Below are 17,358 nucleotides of genomic sequence, written 5' to 3'. Positions count from 1 at the left end.
CTCCTTGCGATTCGGGATGGTGCGATCCTACGCGGTTGCCGCCGTGTTTGTCGGCATGGCCTGCGAAGCCGCGCCGCCGCGCGCGGCGGTGTGCCGGATCGAGGTCGCCGAGAAGGGCGGACAGGCCTACGGCAGTGGAACGCTGATCGACGCCCGCCAGGAATACGGACTGGTCGTGACCAATTGGCACGTGGTCCGCGACGCCACGGGGCCGGTAACCGTGATCTTTCCGAACGGCTACCGGAGCGAGGCGCGGACGGTCAAGCTCGATGAAACCTGGGACCTGGCGGCGCTGGTCATTTGGCGGCCGCCCACGGAACCGGCCCCGCTGGCCGCAACGCCTCCGCAACCGGGCGAGGTCCTTACCATCTGCGGATACGGCCAGGGAGACTACCGCGAAGCCACCGGGCGGTGCACCGACTACTACGCCCCTGAAGTCGGCAAGCCAATGGAATTGGTTGAGCTGAGCGTGGAAGCCCGCCAGGGAGACTCCGGCGGTCCCATCCTGAACCAAGGGGGGGAAGTTGCCGGGGTGCTGTTTGGAGCCGCACGCGGGGTAACCCTCGGAAGCTACGGCGGCCGGGTCCGGGGCTTCTTGGCTTCGCTCGCCCCCGATATCGGATTGGAGGCGCCCGCGCCGACCACGGCGGTCGCCTTAGGCACGCCCTCAACTTTCTCTCCAACCAATAACCCGTCACAAAGCGCGACGCCCTCGGTTGCCACGTTCGCCTCAGCAGGCCTCGCGGCGGGGGGGGGCCGCCAAGCCCCCGCGGTGGCCACCAAGCCCAGCGGCTCCGCCATTGATCCGTTTCAGCAGGCAGAACAGAGCGGCCCCCGGGCCCCAGCGACAACGCTCGGAGACGGTATTCGCCCGAACTCGGCGTGGCCCAACCCGATCGCCCAACCGGGCCAATACGCCACCTCGCGCCCAGACCGCCACGACTGGCGGAGCGTTCCCTACGACGCTTGGGAAGTAGCCGCCAAACAGTCGCCCCCTGGGGCGGCGATGCCTTTTCCCCCCGCATCGACACCGATTGCCAACCAGCGCTCGAGCTCGGACTACCGAGCAATGGCCGTGCTCAGCGCTACTCCCCAACTTGAGAGGAACGCCAATCGATCGGCGATCGCTCCCGCCGGTGACTCTAGGGACTTGGCCGGCAGCTCGCTCGCCCAAACTTCTCTTGAGGGCGCTCTCGACTGGGACACCGAGCGAACAACGCTGGGCGTGATCGTTGGAGCCGCGGCAGTGGTTGTGCTCATCGGTCGGGCGTTCGCGTGAAAAGCGGTCCCGAGACCGATCGTGATCTCTCAGGTCTCGAGCTTGCTGCGCAACGCGGGGATAATCTCGCGGGGCACGAACCTCGCCAGCTCGTCGTCGCTCGCCAGGACCGTGATCTGCTTGATCAGGGTGCTCGAAACGTGCGAGTACTCGTCGCCCGCCATAAAGAAAACCGTCTCGATATCGGGATCGAGCTTACGATTGGCGAGGATCATGGTGAACTCCGACTCCATGTCGGTCACCGAACGAACCCCCCGCACGATCAGCCGCGCGCCGCATTCCTTGACGAAACGGACGGCAAGACCTGAAAAGGGCTTCACTGTTACGTGGCGGAAGCCGGCGTGATCGACCACTTTTTGGACAAGCTCAACACGTTCTTCGGACGAGAAGAGCGGCGTCTTATGAGCGTTCAGGCCAACCCCGACCACCAGCTCGTCAGCAACTAGACTCGCCCGCTGGATGACGTTGAGGTGACCAAGCGTGATCGGATCGAACGAACCGGTGTAGACAGCGCGGCGGGTCATTACGGTGCGGGGGGAAGGGTGCTGACGAGGTGGTCCACCTCATCCTTCGTCGTATAGGCATGGGGACTCAAACGTAATCGGCCCTCTCTAACGCTAATCGCGATTCGCTCCGCCGCACAGCGGGTGCGGATCTCCCCGGGATCATGGCCTGGCAAAGACACCGAGACGATCCCCGACCGCGGGTCGTGCCCGTTGTTGTAGCAGGAGCGGTGCGAGTGGATCGACGCCCCGTGCCGTCGCAATTGTTGACATAGGTAATCGGTGATTTCGAGAACCGCGGCGGCCACCTCGTCGCGATCGTGTCCGAGCAGCAGCCCCAGACTTGCTCCAAGGGCCAGCTGCCCCGCCATGTTGATTGATCCCCCCTCGAACCGCGCGGCACTGGGCTTGAATTCGAGTTCGATCTTGCCGAATTCTTGGCAGCCGACGACGCTGTTCCAGCCGACTCCTGTTGGCCGGATTTCTTCAAGCCGTTCTTCACGCAGGTAGGCAATGCCCGCCCCCTCGGGGCCGAGCAGCCACTTATGCCCATCCGCCGACAGGAAGTCGATCGGCGTTTGCGAAACGTCGAGGGGAAAGACGCCCAGCCCCTGGATCGCGTCTAGCAGGACCCACGCTCCGCGGCCGCCGTTGGCACCGCACTCCTGCGCCACCTCGATAAACGAGTCGATATCACGCCGTTCTCCAGCCCCGTACGCGATCCAGCTAAATGTAACGAGTCGGGTCCGGCGGTCGCAGGCCTCACGGAGCTTGTCGGGATCAACACGGCCCGCATCGGTCGAGACCAGCCGGGTCTCGACGCCCCGGCTTTTCAGATGCATCCACGGGTAGAGGTTCGAGGGAAACTCGTCGCAGAGCACCACCACGTTATCGCCCGGCAACCAATCGAGCCCTTCCGCTACCAGATTGATGCCGTGAGTCGTGTTGGTCGTGAGCGTGATCTCATCCGCTTTGGCACCCAACAGCTTTGCCGCCCGGCGGCGGGTGTGTTCAACGCCGTTCTTCCAGGTCAACCAAACGGTGTCGCCAGCGTGGCTCGCCTGGGTGGCATACAGCTGGATCGCTTCAGCGGCAGGCTGACAAAGGGGTGCCACGGCCGCGTGGTCAAAATAGGCCCAGGCTTCGGTGATCGGCATCGCCGCGCGCAGATCTGACTGCACTAGGCCCCCATCGTGGCGTGCTCCGATAGAAAGCATTATAAAAAGCGTACCAGCTGGTGAAGTAAATGAAGGCAACGATCGGCGTAGGCTTGGGGCTCGCTCACGATAATGACCCCTTCACCAGCAACAGCCCTTCGGTAGCAATCCGAGTGCCTTGTAACACCGGTCAGAGATCCGCGGCTTACGAAAAAAACGCCTCACCAATCAATTTCAAATAGACACTCTCAAGGAAGCCTATCCGACATAATCCCCGCTCATTTTCGGCAGCCACAACCGCAAGCAGCAGCTTGTGTAAAGCACTAGTTATGGCTGACTATCTGCGCGACAGTCGATGGGGGCTTATTTGGGTAGAATTATCTGGAGCGGCATTTGCGGTAAATGGCTTGCGTTGGCTCCAATTAACCGGCTTGTTAACCGGCTTGTTTCTTCACCCTATGGCCGGCGAATCTTCCCCACAGCCGGGGGATGCTAAGTTTTTTTAGCCTATCAATTCGGCGCTTCCTAACGACCCCCCCCACCGCCTGCAGCGATATTATAGGGCCAAAAGTCATTACAATTTGTAACTGTTTCGCCAACAGCACGCGCATGACAGCTGCCAACACTTCACTGCTCCGGTGCCTGCCTATCGTAGCGGTAGTCTTCGCCGGCGCGCACCTGACGGGGCTCGCAACGGCACAATCGGCCTCGTCCAAGTGGGACCAGCTGCGCGAGCAGATGGTGTTCCAAGAGGTGCAATCGGCGGGGATCACCAACGAGCGCGTCCTCGAAGCAATGCGGGCTACGCCGCGTCACGAGTTCGTGCCGCTCTCACAAAGGCGGCTCGCTTATCAAGACATGGCGTTGCCAATCGGCGAGCAGCAGACCATTTCGCCACCGTTCGTCGTGGCCTACATGACCGAGCAGATTGATCCGCAACCCACGGATCGTGTTCTGGAGATCGGCACGGGCTCCGGCTATCAGGCGGCCGTGCTCGCTCCGCTGGTGAAAGACGTTTACTCGATCGAGATTGTTCCGGAGCTTGGAAAACGAGCGGCGCGCACACTCGAACGACTCGACTACAAGAACGTTCACTGCCGGATTGGAGATGGTTACGCCGGCTGGGCCGAAGCAGCGCCGTTCGACAAGATCATTGTTACCTGTTCGCCCGAGGAGCCGCCCAAGCCGCTGGTTGAGCAGCTCGTGGAGGGAGGCCAGATGATCGTGCCGGTAGGCGAACGCTATCAGCAAAACCTGGTTCGACTAACGAAGCGCAACAACACGCTCGAACGCCAGACGCTGCGTGCGACACTCTTCGTGCCAATGACGGGTACGGCCGAAGACCGCCGCGAACGACAACCCGATCCGGCGAAGCCCCAGATAGTGAACGGCGACTTCACGCAAGCCGCTGCGGACGCCACCGAGAATCGTCCGGCAGCATGGCACTATGTGCGGCAGGCAGGGCTCGTCACGGAAGGGGGACGCGGCGGACCGGGCAACCGCTGCCTGCGTTTCGCGAACGAAGAGCCGGGGCTGGGCAGCCAAGCCCTGCAGGGGTTCGCCGTGGATGGGCGCGAGGTGGCACGGCTAGCGGTGCGTTTCGACGCCCGCGGCGAGGGGATCCGGCGCGGACGCTCCAATGCCGAGTGGCCTTATCTGGTCATCACCTTTTACGATCATCGCCGCGCGACGCTGGCCAGCGAGGTCATTGGCCCGCTACGGGGAACTTTCGAGTGGGAAACCTTTGAACGCGCCCTGCCCGTGCCGATCAAGGCCCGCGAGGCAATCGTTCGGCTGGGACTCTTGGGGGCGACCGGCCGCATGTGGATCGACAACGTCGGCGTGGCGGCTGCCAAAGACTGATCGTGAGGTCTCTGCCGGACCTGTCACGGGCCTCTGCCGGACCCGTCGCTGGAGAGTCAAGGGCAATCCCTTTGCGGCCCGAACGCCCAAAACCCCAACCGGCCAGCCCGCCACCTTAGCGGGCGAGAGCCTATCCGCCCCTGTCCGGAAGAAGACTTCCAGACCTCCTATTCCACAGAATCATCCTTTCCCGCGACCGCAACCCAAACTCCTTGATTTGACATGGGGTCGCGTTATTCTAACGTTGATAGCAATCAGGGAAGGTGCGCCGGGCCCAAACGCCCGCCATGCCCCTCCCTATCGAGGCTCTCACCCGAGGGATCTCGTTGATTGCCGAGCCAGCTTTTGCCCGCCGCCGAGCCCTGCGGCGTTCGTACCCGACCCCACCGAGGAGATTCATCAGGATGACATCAGTTAAGGATTGGAGCCGCTTCGCGGCGTTGTTGGCAGGCATCGCGATCCTCGGCACGGCCGAGATCAGCGACGCCTTCTGGGCGAGCCACGGCGGCTTCGGCAGCCGGGGATCGCGCGGCAGCTATGGCGGGGTATCGGTCGGTTCGGCCGGCTCTTACGGCTCGGGCGGCAGCTATGGCTCAGGTGGCAGCTATGGCTCGGTCGGAGGAGCTTCAATCGGCAGTGCTTCGCACGGCAGCTACGGCGGGGTTCGCTACTCGGTGAGCTACAGCAGCACGGGCTCTTACGGCTCCGCCGGCGGAAGCTCGCACGCTTCGGCTGGCAGCCATGGCTCGCACGGCCACGTTGGACCGCTGCGTCGCTTGGCGATGCACCTGCGTGAGAAGCGCGCTGCGCGTGGCTCACACGGCAGCTACGGATCAACGGGCGGCTACGGATCGGCCGGTTCGCACGGCTACGTTTCCTCTTCGTCACACGGATCGATGGGCAGCTATGGCGGCGTTACCATCTCCAACGGCAGCACCGGTTCGCACGGCAGCTACTACGAGAGCACCGGTAGCGTTGGCAGCCACGGCGGATACTCGTCGATCACGAGCAGCTCGGTCATCGTTGCCGAGGCGAGCGTCTCCAGCGGGCAGTTGATGGTCAGCGTTCCCGCCGACGCCAAGGTCTTTGTCAACGATCGCCCGACGACCAGCACGGGTGAGCTTCGCAGCTACGTTTCGAACGGGTTGGTGTCGGGTAAGTCTTACACCTACGCGGTACGGGTCGAGTACACCCGCGATGGCGAGCAGGTGGTCGAGAACAAGTCCGCCACGCTGACTGCCGGTAGCGAAACCTCGTTGGCATTCGGTGGCAAGACCGCGACGCCGATGATCGCCTCGGGAGCAGAAACCAAGCTAACGCTGACACTGCCCGCTGACGCACAGGTGACGCTGGCCGGCTCGGAAACCGCCCAGGTCGGTGCCGAGCGGACTTACAAAACCAGCCGTCTGGCCGCTGGTGAGGCGTGGGACGATTACGTTGTGATGGTCACCGTCGGCGAAGGTGCCGACGCCGAGACTCAGCAGCGTGTCATCACCCTCCGTGGTGGCGAGAGCCAGCACTTGGTGTTCGACTTCGACGAGCCTCAGCTCGTTGCCTCGGCCAACTGACACCGGCTTCGCGGCCGACAATCCGCTAAACACCCCAGCCCCCGCATCAGCTTGGCTCGTGCGGGGGCTGTGGCTTTGGGGGAAGTCGGACAGACGCGATTCATACCTGGGGGGGCGACCGGCATGCCCTTTCCCCGTGCGCTGCTTCCCCCTTGCTAGCCACCAGGAAAAGCAACGGGCCAAGATCCCGGGGCCAAGCTGCCAGAAAACAGGCGGCCACGCGGTTTTCTGCAGGCGACTCCTGCTGCTAGCAGCACGCTCGTTGTGATAGCCGTTGGCGGCGCTGGGGGCATGCTGTACATGAAGGCCTACCTCATTGGATGGCTAATCACCGGGTCCGACAGATCCACGAATCGCCGAGCGCGCTGTGGCAAAGAGCCGCAAAAATTCCGAAAAGAACACCGCCGACGACGGCTCAGCGAACGGACCGAGCACCACCCTACGGGTGGCGATCGGGGTCGCGGTGAGCTGGCACCTGCTGTGTGTTTTTATCTCGCCGTTTTCTGTTCGGCCCAGCTCGGAGCTTGCCGAACGGCTGGCGCAAGGCCCGTGGATCAGGTGGTACACCGATCCGCTTTATCTGAATCACGGGTACCACTTCTTCGGCCCCGAGCCGCCAATCAATCAATTGATGCGGTACGCGGTTTACGACGAGAACGGTGCGGAGCTCGCGACGGGGGAGTTCCCCAACAAGTCCGAACAATGGCCACGCCTGTACTACCATCGGCACATGATGCTCGCAGACCAGGCCGACTTGGCACCCGGGCAATCGATCGAAGAAGCCGTGCGACTTTCCCTGCGTTCCTACGCGCGCCACCTGCTGCGGAAGCACGACGGCGCCGAAGCGCGGGTGAACTGCGTACGGCACGCGCTGCTCGACCCCCAAGAGGTGCTGCGCGGCGTTGACCCCAACGCCGCCGAGACCTTTCTGCCAGTCGATTCCGTCATCGAGCGGGCTCGCGACCTGTCCACGCCCCTTGTCGGCCCCGTGAGAGGGCAGGGCGGGGGAGAAAGCCTTCCATTCGGTGGCGGCCTGCCGCAGGGAGGGTCGCCGTGAAGAATCTGTTTGCCGCGTTCCGCGGCTACCTCACCGATTTAATCGCCGCTTGGGACAGCTTCTGGTTCACGCCGGTCGATCCGGCGGTGCTCAGCGCGATCCGGGTTGTGACCGGTGCGCTGCTGCTTTGGACCCACTTGATTTGGACGCTCGACCTGGGCGCTTTCTTCGGGCCCGAAGGGTGGGTCGCTCCTGAGATCGCCGCCGCGACCCACGTGGGTCGGATGACGATCGACATTTTCCCGTGGCTGGGGGGGGGGTGGCTGCTCGGCCTGTTTCACGCGTTCAGCCTGATCGTCTTCTTCCTGCTGATGATCGGCTGGGCGAGCCGTGTGGTGGCGGTGCTGGCGTTTGTGCTGGCGGTGATGTACGCCACCCACGTCACGCCGGGGGCCTTCTTCGGGCTGGACAAGATCAACTGCCTGCTCGCCATGTACACCCTGCTCGGTCCGTGCGGAGCACGGTACTCGCTGGATCGGCTGCTGCGGCGGCGGCGTGGCGAGAACGCCGATCCGCCGGCAAGCGTTTCGGCGAACATCGCGTTGCGTTTGCTGCAGCTCCACCTGTGCGTTGTTTATTTGTTCTCCGGGCTTGGCAAGCTGCAGGGAGTCCGTTGGTGGGACGGCACCGCCACGTGGTTTGCGGTCGCCAACACCGAGTACCGCTCGCTCGACTTCACGTGGCTGGCCAATCATCTGTGGCTCGTCGATCTGCTGACCCACGCGACGGTCTTCTGGGAGCTGTTCTACTGCGTGATCGTCTGGCCACGTCTGGCCCGCCCCTGGGTGCTGCTGACCGCGGTTGGCATGCACGGCTTTATCGGCCTGGGGATGGGCATGCCCGAGTTCGCGCTCGCGATGCTCGTGGCAAACGCGGCGTTCCTCTCGCCCGAGTTGGTGCGAGGCCTGTTGGATCCGGTTGCTAACCGAGTGGCGGGCCTGCTCGGCGGGGGCGGTTCCACCTAAGCGCACGCCCAAAACGAGACGGAAGCCATCGGGCAACGGAGCGGCTCAAGACCGCTTGCAACGCGAGCTTCTCAGACCAACCGTTAGCAGTGCTGCTAGCATCAGCCCGCTCGGCTCGGGTACTCCCGAGGAGGTAACGAGCAGCCGATGGGTAAAGTCTTGATAGAAGGTGTAGCTACTAGCTGGCGCAAACGCCGGGCTCGCAGCCGATCCAAAAGCGGCAGCACGCCCCGTCACGATGCCCGTAGGCACACTGCCGGGGGCTGGTGAAAGGCCCCAGGTGTAGCCCGAGTTGAGACCAAGCGAAACAAAATACTGCCCGGGTTCGAGCATCAATCCCTGAAACACCAAGACATCGGCCAGCGGGATCAGGACACCGGTTGGTGTGGGAGGCAGTTGAAACTGCGCAACAACGTGCGAGCTGTTGGTGCCCGGCCCGACCTGTGTCGACAGATAGACTTCCGCACCAATTGTGGCCCCGAACGCCCGGAGTCCGATCGAAATCTCGACGTCGGATTGAGATTCGCTAAGCGTGAACCCTTGGGCGTTGGTGGTGCTGGCACCTCCCGCGTTGGCCGCCCCCGTATCGATAACGGTGATACGCTCAGCCGAGCCCGATGATGTGGCCAACACCAGTAAGGTGCTCACCAGCCAAAGGCGGTAACGATGTCCTTGCATGACAGCTCCCCCAGTTAGATCCGGTTGGTCAATGCCCTCGGCAGGTTCCTGCGGAAACTACCATGAAAAGGTCAGTTGGGTAGCAGCGTAAGTGAGCTGGCCGGCATATGCAAAGAAAAAACTATGCGTCAGCCGCTCTTTAGCTAGATCCTGCGGATGGCCGCTGAAGGGCAGCGACTCAGTGATCTGCCTATTGAGAGTTTTTAGGGCAGCTGACAGACTGCCGTGAACAGGTCGGGTTTGTTATTGGCATCGCAACAGCATGTCGTTAACGCCATTCATGCCTGTTAAGCGTTCGCTGCGACATCTTGCTACCCGCGATTTTTATGACCCAACCGATAGATCTCAGCGAATTTGAGCAAAACATCGTCCTCAGGCAGCTCACGCTGGAGGATTTTCCCGCAATCAACGAGATGCAGAGTTTGTGCTTCCCGGGAATGGAGCAATGGAGCCTCGAGCAGATCGAGAGCCAGCTTAAGCACTTCCCTGAGGGGCAACTGGGAATCGAAATCGATGGAAGACTCGCGGCCTCGTCTTCGAGTGTCGTGCTCGACTACGACCCCGGCCTGAAGTGGCATGACTGGCATGTGGTTGCCGACAAGGGGTTTATCCGCAACCACCGGCCCAAGGGAGACACGCTCTACGGGCTAGAGATCATGGTCCACCCGGACTTCCGCGGGATGAAGCTCAGCCGCCGGCTCTACGACGCCCGCAAAGAACTGTGCCGCGAGAAAAACTTGATGCGTTTCATGGTCGGCGGGCGCATCCCCGGCTACCACAAGCATGCCGATCGGCTCACCGCCCGTGAGTACATCGACAAGGTAGTTGAGCGGGCGATCTATGACCCTGTGCTAACCGCCCAGATGGCCAACGGTTTCGCGGTGAAGGGGATCACTCCCAACTACCTCCCTTCGGATACCCAGTCTTGCGGCTACGCCACGTATCTCGAATGGGCGAATCTCGACTACCAGCCGACCAGCAGCCGTCGCAGCCACAACGCCGTGGAGATGACCCGGCTGTGCGTGGTGCAGTACGAGATGCGAGCGGTCGAAAGCTTTGACGACTTCGCGCGCCAGTGCGAATTTTTCCTCGACACGGCCTCTGATTATCAGTCGGATTTTGTGCTGTTCCCGGAGTTTGTGACGAACCAGCTGCTCTCGATTATTCCGCCTGGCAGACCGGGCGAAGCGGCGCGCAGTGTTGCCGGGTACACGCCTCAGTATCTCGATTTTTTCAACTCCGCAGCGATCAAGTACAACGTTAACGTAATCGGAGGATCGCACTTTGTTGTAGAGAACGACAAGCTTTACAACGCATCGTTCCTTTTCGGGCGCGACGGCTCGATCTGCCGCCAAGACAAGATTCACGTCACGCCTAATGAACGTCGCTGGTGGGGAGTCAGCCCCGGCAACAAGCAGGAGGTCTTCGAGACCGATTGCGGCGAAGTAGCGATCCAGATCTGCTACGACATCGAGTTCCCCGAACTAACACGGGCCGCGGCCGCGGGCGGTGCTCGCATCATCTTTGTGCCCTTTGATACCGATACCCGGCACGGCTACCTGCGCGTGCGGCACTGCGCGCAGGCCCGCTGCATCGAGAACCACGTTTACACGGCGATCGCGGGCTGCACGGGTAACCTTCCGTTTGTTGACAACGCGGACATCCACTACGCCCAGTCGGGGATCTTCACGCCGGCCGACACCGAATTCGCCCGCGACGCGATCGCCGCTGAATGCAACCCGAATGTCGAGACCGTGATCATCCATGATCTAGACCTCGAAATGCTGCGGCGTCACCGCGAGACCGGTTCGGTCCGCAACTGGCACGACCGCCGCACGGATCTGTACCGCGTGGTGTTCAAGAACGAAACCGGCGGATTCGAGATCTAACAGGGGCGTTCCGCAGCAGTTCTTTCAGCTTGCCCAGCCATCGGTAGACGCGGGGCAGGGCAGGGCGGAGCAGGTGTTATTTGGGTGTGCGGCTGGCCCCCGGGCAGCCGGCTGAATAAGCTGGTGGCTTCTCAAGCGCCGTGCGCCGACCGTCCTTTGTGGGGACGGCGGAGAGCCCGGCCCGAATGTTGTGTTGGAGCCCTACTTACTGTGTTCGAGACCATCGCCATTGTGGGCGCCACCGGCGCCGTCGGCCGCATCATCCGCCAGCTCCTCGCCGAGCGTAACTTCCCCCATAAGCGGATCCGCTTCTTGGCGTCGGCCCGCTCGGCTGGCACGACGATCGATTTTCAGGGCACAACGATCGAAGTCGAAGAGATGACCCCCGCGGCCTTCGAGGGGATCGACCTGGCGATCGGAAGCACACCAGACCCCATCGCCAAGGAATTCGTCCCCTGGGCCAAAGCGGCCGGGTGTCTTGTTGTTGATGAGAGCGGCTACTGGCGGATGGACGCCGAGGTGCCGCTGGTCGTCCCCGAGGTCAATCCGGAAGCTGCCTTCACCCATAAAGGAGTGATCGCCAGCCCCAATTGCAGCACCACCCAGATGGTGCTCGCGATGAAGCCCCTGCACGACGCGGGACGCATCAAGCGCGTTGTGGTGAGCACCTATCAGGCCACCAGCGGCGCGGGAGTGGGCGGGCAAGCGGAGCTGATCGACGCCTCGCGCGCGGCGCTCGCCGGATCAGACCATACGCCGACGACCTTCGCCCATCCGATCGCGTTCAATCTGATCCCTCAGATCGGCTCGCTGAAGCACGCCGGCTACACGTCGGAAGAAATGAAGATGGTCTTCGAGACTCAGAAGATCTTTGCCGACCCCACAATCAAAGTTTGCCCCACTTGCGTGCGGGCCCCGGTCAGCAATTGCCACAGCGAGAGCATCCTGGTCGAAACCGAGAAAAAGATTACGGCCGAACAAGCTCGCGCGCTATTCGCCGCGACGCCCGGTTTGCGCGTGGTCGATGACCTCGCCAACGGCGTCTACCCGATGCCGCGCGACTGTGACGGGTCCGATGACACGTTCATCGGCCGGATCCGGGAAGACCTCTCGAGCGACAACGGACTGGCCTTCTGGTGCGTCAGCGATAACCTGCGTAAGGGCGCGGCGACCAACGCTGTGCAAATCGCCGAGCTGCTTACCAAGCACTCCGCAGCGGTCTAACCCGCGATCGCCCTGCCGATGAGCTTTCTCAAGCTGACGGTCGCTTACGACGGCACGGGCTATGCCGGCTGGCAGATTCAGCCGGCAAGCCCGACCATCCAAGGAGCACTGGCTCAGGCTTGGCTCCGCATCACCGGCGAGGAGCCTAATTTCTCGGCGAGCGGGCGCACCGATGCCGGCGTCCATGCGGAAGCTCAAATCGTTGGCGTTGAAACGCAGAGCACGCTTAGTCCCTGGCGGCTGCGCAAAGGGCTTAACGCCGTCTTGCCCGAAGATATTGTGGTGCGCCTCGTCGAACCCGCCCCCACGGGGTTCCACGCCACTTACGACGCGCTCCGCAAGACCTATCGGTACCAATTACACGATGGGCCAGCACCGCCGCTCTTTGACCGTCGCTATGTCTGGTGGTGGCGGGCCGGACGGCTTGACGACCTGCAGATGGGGCAGGGTGGGGAGCGATTTGTTGGTCGTCATGACTTTGTTTCGCTGCAGTCGCTCGGGTCGGATCGCTCGACAACCGTTAGGACGATCAGCAACCTGAGCGTCACACGCACCGGCGATCGGCTCGACATTACCGTCACGGGCGACGGTTTTCTCTACAACATGGTCCGCACGATCGCCGGCACCCTCGTCGAAGTGGGCAGGGGGTCTAAGCCTCCCGAGTGGATCGCCGAGGTGCTCGCGGCACGGGATCGCTCCGCCGCAGGGCCTACCGCGCCCGCCGAAGGTCTGGTTCTCGCTTCGGTCGAGTACCAGACGGCCTAGTGCCGCGATCGGCAGAGGCATCGGCAGGGGCAGGAGCAGAAGCGGGGTATCCGAACCCGACGGAGGGCATCGCACTTTCTTGCGAGGGGACCGGGGCCTACAATCTAAGCTTCGCCGGCATAATGGTTTAGATCGCCGTAACTGGCAAACTCTGAAGTTACTTTACCGGAAGAGAGCAGCGTGGCGAGCAAGAACGAAATCGTTGGCGACTACCGGATGTACCACCTCATCAGGGCGGGGGCGGTCTACGAGATCTGGGCCGTCCGCCGTACTTCCGGCTCGGACAACGACGTGTATGCCATCAAATGGCTGCCCAAAGATAGCAACCGCTATTCACGCCTGGCGGTTACTGAACTGAAACACGAGTACACGGTCGGCAAAGCTCTCGATCACAAGGCCGTCATCAAGACCTATGACTACGGTACCGGTGCCAACGGGGCGTGGCTGGTCATGGAGTTCTTTAAGACCCCCAACCTGAAGCAACAGATTATCGCCGACGTTGCGGCGCTGCAGTGGCGTGTGAAAGAGGTTCTGACCGCCGCCGCGAGCGGGCTGGCGCACATGCACGAGCGCGGCTGGGTCCATCGCGATATCAAGCCCGACAACTACTTGATCAACGACGATAACGAGGTCCGGCTGATCGATTTCACGATCGCCGCGAAGCCCACCGGCGGCCTCAGCAAGCTGTTTGGCTCGAAGACCAAGGTGCAGGGCACCTACAGCTACATGTCTCCCGAACAGATCCGCGGGCAGGGGGTTGATCCGCGCGACGACGTCTACAGCTTCGGCTGCTTGGCTTACGAACTGCTCGCCGGCAAGCTGCCTTATACGGCCAACAACCCACAAGAATTGCTGCAACGCCACTTGAAGAGCAAGCCGCCATCGCTGGTGGTAAATGACCCAAACATTCACCCGAACTTCGACAACTTCGTTCGCCAGATGCTCGCCAAAACACGCGAGGAACGGCCAGAGAGCATGAAGCAGGTGATGATGAAACTTCGCACCGAGCCGATCTTCTACACTCCGCCCAGGAAACCGGTCGAAGCGGACCCCGCCGCACAGACCGACAACCCGAACTGAGCGCTCAGCACCGCTGGCCATTTCCAAGCTGGCTATTTCCAAGCTGGCCAAGTCTTCCACCAAGCCAAGTCTTTCTTACCCCGTACCGTTTATGGCTGCTCCCCAATTATTGGAGTTCGAAGAGCCGCTGGTCGCGATCTACGAGCGCCTCGAAAAGCTTGAAGCCATCGAGCCCAAGACTCCCGCCGTCCACGACGAGATTCGGGGGGTCCGCCGACAACTGGCGGACACCACCCGCGAGGTCTACAGCGACCTGGACCCTTGGGACACGGTCCGCGTGGCCCGGCTTGCCGAGCGGCCAAAATTCACGGACTACGTTGAGCTGGTCTTCGATGAGTTTGTTGAGCTGCACGGCGACAAATTCTTCGGCGATGATCGCGCCCTGCGCACCGGCTTCGCCAAGCTCGATGGCATGAAGGTCATGGTGGTCGGCCATCACAAGGGGAAGACCTTCAAGGAGCGCACAGAGTGCTTCTTTGGGTGTGCGCATCCGGAAGGCTATCGCAAGGCGATGTCCAAGATGCGCATGGCTTCCAAGTACGGCATGCCCATCATCTGCCTCATCGATACGCCGGGGGCTTATCCGGGGATCGGCGCCGAGGAGCGTGGCCAAGCACAGGTGATCGCTCAAAGCATGCTCGAGATGTCGCGACTGCCGACGCCGATTGTCTGTGTGGTGATCGGCGAAGGCGGATCGGGCGGCGCGCTGGGAATCGGTGTGGGCGATCGCGTGGCGGTGATGGAGCACGCTTACTACTCGGTGATCAGCCCCGAAGGATGCGCAGGCATCTTGTGGAAGAGTCACGACCACGCTCCCAAAGCGGCCCGCGCGCTGCGGCTCACATCAAAGCATCTTAAGCAGCTGGGTGCCGTCGATGACGTGATCGAGGAGCCGCTCGGCGGTGCCCATCGCGATCACTACCAAATGGCATCGCGTCTGAAGATGTATCTGGTCAAACAACTGCGCGAGCTGCGCGAGAAGCCGCTCGATGAACTTGTCAGGCAGCGCTACGACAAGTTCCGCGCGATCGGCGACTTTCTAGAGAATCCTGTCGCCCCGGCCGGTGATGCTTAAGCCGAATGCCGCTCCTTCATCCGAGCACAACAATCCCCCGCGCCGCTCGCCGTCAGCAGCAAAGCTGTTAGCGCCGCCGATCCTCATCGCGATGGGTTTGTGGATGCTTCTTGTGAGTCTGTTCGTTCACGAACTCGGTCACGTACTGGGCGCGCTGGCAACCGACGGGCGTGTGGTGTCGCTGGAACTGCGGCCTGGCCGACTCGGGCACACGCTCGTAAACCCCAACCCTTCGCCTGAGGTTGTGCTGTGGAGCGGATTGTTATTCGGATGGGTGGCTCCGTTCGCAACGTGGCCCGCCTGGCGGCTCCAGCGGGGTCTTATCGGTCCGACGCTCCGCGCGACCACCTGGTTCAGCTGGCTCGCGCTGGGAAGCTACCTGGCGGTTGGCGGCGGCGAGCGCTGGAGCGACACCGGGCAGCTCATGAGCGCGGGCTGGTCGGCGCTGCTGCTTGTGGCCCTCGGAAGCGTGGTCGCCATGATCGGCTACGCCGGTTCACGCCACGCTTGGAGCATCCTCAACGAGCGGCTCGAAACGCTCGCGAACTCCCCCGACGCTGCGCCTCATGGCGTCGCGCGATTGGCCGCAGGCTGGTGGACATGGCTGGTGCTGTGGTGGGTGCTGCAGCACGCCGCTGGCGGGGCGATTGGCTCAGCGCTTGGCTTAGGGATTGCAGCCGAGCCGTAGCAGGTGGCAGCAATTGGTGCTTCAGGACCCCTGACAGCAACGTCCGATAATCTCTGTTATGTTCGTTTCGGGCCGGTTTTCGCCGGCGATTGCCGTCCTCGCGGTTTCCGCCGATAACGACCTTCCCTACGACCTTCCCCATGAACTCCGCGCACGACAACGCTTCGTGCCTTGCGTCTGCCCCCGCCTGATCATGCTGACGATCCGCGTTGCCGACTTGGCCAACACCGACGACGCGACGAGCGTTGTTGAGCTCACCGACGCTTACTCGCGGGATCCACTGGGCGATGGTAAGCCGTTGGATCCTGCCGTGCGCGAGCGGCTGATCCCTGCCCTTCGGGCCCACCCCACCACCGTGGTGCTGCTCGCGTTCAACGACGGCCAGCCGATTGGTATCGCAACGTGCTTTGTCGGCTTCTCGACTTTTGCGGCAACCCCCCTGCTCAACGTTCACGACCTGGCCGTCCTCCCCGGCCACCGTGGACTTGGTGTCGGGCGCGCTTTGCTGCACGCGGTAGACGAAGAGGCGCGTTCGCGGGGTTGTTGCAAGGTGACGCTCGAAGTCATGCCTCACAACACGCCGGCGTTGACACTCTACGAGTCGCACGGCTTTCGGCCGGCGATGCTGCATGACGGCGGCGACGGGGGGCGTATTTATGCCAAACCGCTGTGATAACCGGAGCTGATTCGCTGCCGCGAGAGCAAATTACCGATTCGGCGCGAAACCCGCGGGCTGCGCGGGCGTTGCGGCAGGTGACGTCGGCCAGCCATTGGGCGACGAGTAAGACTGCGGCTGCGCTGGCCAACCAGCCGGCGCGGCAGGGGGACTATTTTGTTGTCCGCCGGCGGTGGGCCAGCCCGGCAAACTCGCGGGGGCGGCGGGCCAGGGCGACGCGCCGCCCGACGGTGGCGTTTGCGGCACCGAGGCGGGCCAACCGCCGGGCTGCTGCGCATAACCCGCCGGCTGTCCGTTGGCGACCGCGCCGCCGCCGTCGAGTTCATTTTCCAGCCGATCCAAGTAGGGCCCGATGATCTGGTGTACCTCGGGCGGGAACAGGCTGTGTGTTTCATCGAGCAGCCGCGCAATGTAGCGACCCGACTGCGAGCCAATGATCTGCTGCTTAAACGACGGGGGCAGCAAAGTGACCGCGAAGAAAGTCACTCCCACACACCACAGCACGCCCCGGGCGAAGCCGATGATGGCACCCATCTGGTGATCGAAACCTTCCATCTTGACGCTGTCGATCGCTTTGCTGACCACGCGGAACAGCATCCAAACCGCGAAAGCGCACACCGCGTAGATGATCAGCATCGCGACAAACTTATTGGCCGGCGGGTTCACAAACGTGATGCTCGGTGCGAGCCGATCGGCGTACTTCGTCGCCACAAAATATCCCGCAACAAACGAAGCGATGTACGCGATCTGCCACGCCATGCCTTTGAAGTAGCCGTAAATCGTCAACCCGCCGAGGATTGCTAGCATCAGCAAGTCATAGGTCTGCATGGTGGTGCCAGCGTTGCTACTAGGTGTCGGTTGGGGGCGGGCAAAGCAGCACGCCGTTAGGTG

At 62.4% G+C, this 17,358-nt stretch carries 16 protein-coding genes; 12 read left to right on the top strand and 4 right to left on the bottom strand.

Annotated features, from left to right (window positions below; all coding sequences use genetic code 11):
• Positions 1-16: 16 nt before the first annotated feature.
• Positions 17-1,279, top strand: a complete 1,263-nt coding sequence (locus Pla111_RS14465) for a S1 family peptidase (protein WP_197525053.1) — start codon at positions 17-19, stop codon at positions 1,277-1,279.
• A 29-nt stretch (positions 1,280-1,308) separates the two neighbouring features.
• On the opposite strand, the gene coaD is transcribed toward Pla111_RS14465, so the two are convergent.
• Both coaD and Pla111_RS14455 read right to left on the bottom strand, forming a co-directional pair.
• Complete coding sequence (coaD, locus tag Pla111_RS14460) at positions 1,309-1,803, bottom strand: pantetheine-phosphate adenylyltransferase (RefSeq protein WP_146575160.1); 495 nt, start codon at positions 1,801-1,803, stop codon at positions 1,309-1,311.
• Positions 1,803-2,963: an aminotransferase class V-fold PLP-dependent enzyme gene (locus tag Pla111_RS14455; protein WP_197525052.1), complete on the bottom strand. Its 1,161-nt coding sequence runs from the start codon at positions 2,961-2,963 to the stop codon at positions 1,803-1,805. Before Pla111_RS14455 ends, coaD begins: the two co-directional genes overlap by 1 nt.
• 585 nt (positions 2,964-3,548) lie before the next feature.
• Between Pla111_RS14455 and Pla111_RS14450 the strand changes: the two genes are divergently transcribed.
• From Pla111_RS14450 to Pla111_RS14435, 4 genes are all read left to right on the top strand, one after another.
• Positions 3,549-4,802 carry a protein-L-isoaspartate(D-aspartate) O-methyltransferase gene (locus Pla111_RS14450; protein ID WP_197525051.1) on the top strand — a complete coding sequence of 418 codons (1,254 nt, stop codon included), beginning with the start codon at positions 3,549-3,551 and terminating at the stop codon, positions 4,800-4,802.
• A 404-nt stretch (positions 4,803-5,206) separates the two neighbouring features.
• Positions 5,207-6,370, top strand: coding sequence for a TIGR03000 domain-containing protein (locus Pla111_RS14445; protein ID WP_197525050.1), 1,164 nt, complete (start codon positions 5,207-5,209; stop codon positions 6,368-6,370).
• Between the two features lie 367 nt (positions 6,371-6,737).
• A complete protein-coding gene (locus tag Pla111_RS14440; protein WP_146575156.1) occupies positions 6,738-7,427 on the top strand; it encodes a hypothetical protein in 690 nt (229 codons plus the stop codon).
• The gene (locus Pla111_RS14435) at positions 7,424-8,392 is read left to right on the top strand and encodes an HTTM domain-containing protein (protein ID WP_146575155.1); all 969 of its coding nucleotides are present in this window, start codon (positions 7,424-7,426) and stop codon (positions 8,390-8,392) included. Before Pla111_RS14440 ends, Pla111_RS14435 begins: the two co-directional genes overlap by 4 nt.
• 45 nt (positions 8,393-8,437) lie before the next feature.
• Here the strand turns inward: Pla111_RS14435 and Pla111_RS14430 are convergent, their stop codons facing one another.
• Positions 8,438-9,070 carry a hypothetical protein gene (locus tag Pla111_RS14430; protein ID WP_146575154.1) on the bottom strand — a complete coding sequence of 211 codons (633 nt, stop codon included), beginning with the start codon at positions 9,068-9,070 and terminating at the stop codon, positions 8,438-8,440.
• 326 nt (positions 9,071-9,396) lie between these two features.
• Here Pla111_RS14430 and Pla111_RS14425 point away from each other — a divergent pair, with 326 nt between their 5' ends.
• The 7 genes from Pla111_RS14425 (at position 9,397) to Pla111_RS14395 (ending at position 16,464) form a co-directional block, all read left to right on the top strand.
• A complete protein-coding gene (locus tag Pla111_RS14425; RefSeq protein ID WP_146575153.1) occupies positions 9,397-10,959 on the top strand; it encodes a carbon-nitrogen hydrolase family protein in 1,563 nt (520 codons plus the stop codon).
• Positions 10,960-11,169: 210 nt separating this feature from the next.
• A complete protein-coding gene (locus Pla111_RS14420) occupies positions 11,170-12,183 on the top strand; it encodes an aspartate-semialdehyde dehydrogenase (RefSeq protein ID WP_146575152.1) in 1,014 nt (337 codons plus the stop codon).
• Between the two features lie 18 nt (positions 12,184-12,201).
• Entirely contained in the window at positions 12,202-12,948 is a 747-nt protein-coding gene (gene truA, locus Pla111_RS14415; RefSeq protein ID WP_146575151.1) for a tRNA pseudouridine(38-40) synthase TruA, read from the top strand.
• Positions 12,949-13,128: 180 nt separating this feature from the next.
• Entirely contained in the window at positions 13,129-14,028 is a 900-nt protein-coding gene (locus Pla111_RS14410) for a serine/threonine protein kinase (protein ID WP_146575150.1), read from the top strand.
• A gap of 91 nt (positions 14,029-14,119) precedes the next feature.
• Positions 14,120-15,103 (top strand): acetyl-CoA carboxylase carboxyltransferase subunit alpha, encoded by a 984-nt coding sequence (locus Pla111_RS14405; RefSeq protein WP_146575149.1) that lies wholly within the window; start codon positions 14,120-14,122, stop codon positions 15,101-15,103.
• A complete protein-coding gene (locus Pla111_RS14400; protein ID WP_146575148.1) occupies positions 15,093-15,791 on the top strand; it encodes a hypothetical protein in 699 nt (232 codons plus the stop codon). The genes Pla111_RS14405 and Pla111_RS14400 overlap by 11 nt, the downstream gene beginning before the upstream one ends.
• A 58-nt stretch (positions 15,792-15,849) precedes the next feature.
• Positions 15,850-16,464, top strand: coding sequence for a GNAT family N-acetyltransferase (locus Pla111_RS14395; RefSeq protein WP_197525048.1), 615 nt, complete (start codon positions 15,850-15,852; stop codon positions 16,462-16,464).
• Between the two features lie 33 nt (positions 16,465-16,497).
• Here Pla111_RS14395 and Pla111_RS14390 read toward each other — a convergent pair whose 3' ends face one another.
• Entirely contained in the window at positions 16,498-17,295 is a 798-nt protein-coding gene (locus tag Pla111_RS14390) for a CvpA family protein (RefSeq protein ID WP_146575147.1), read from the bottom strand.
• Between the last annotated feature and the right edge of the window lie 63 nt (positions 17,296-17,358).

The sequence above is a fragment of the Botrimarina hoheduenensis genome (genome assembly GCF_007859815.1).
In the GTDB taxonomy this organism is placed as follows: domain Bacteria; phylum Planctomycetota; class Planctomycetia; order Pirellulales; family Lacipirellulaceae; genus Botrimarina; species Botrimarina hoheduenensis.
The sequence above is the reverse complement of the archived record's forward strand: the minus strand, read 5'-3'. Positions and strand labels throughout refer to the sequence as shown.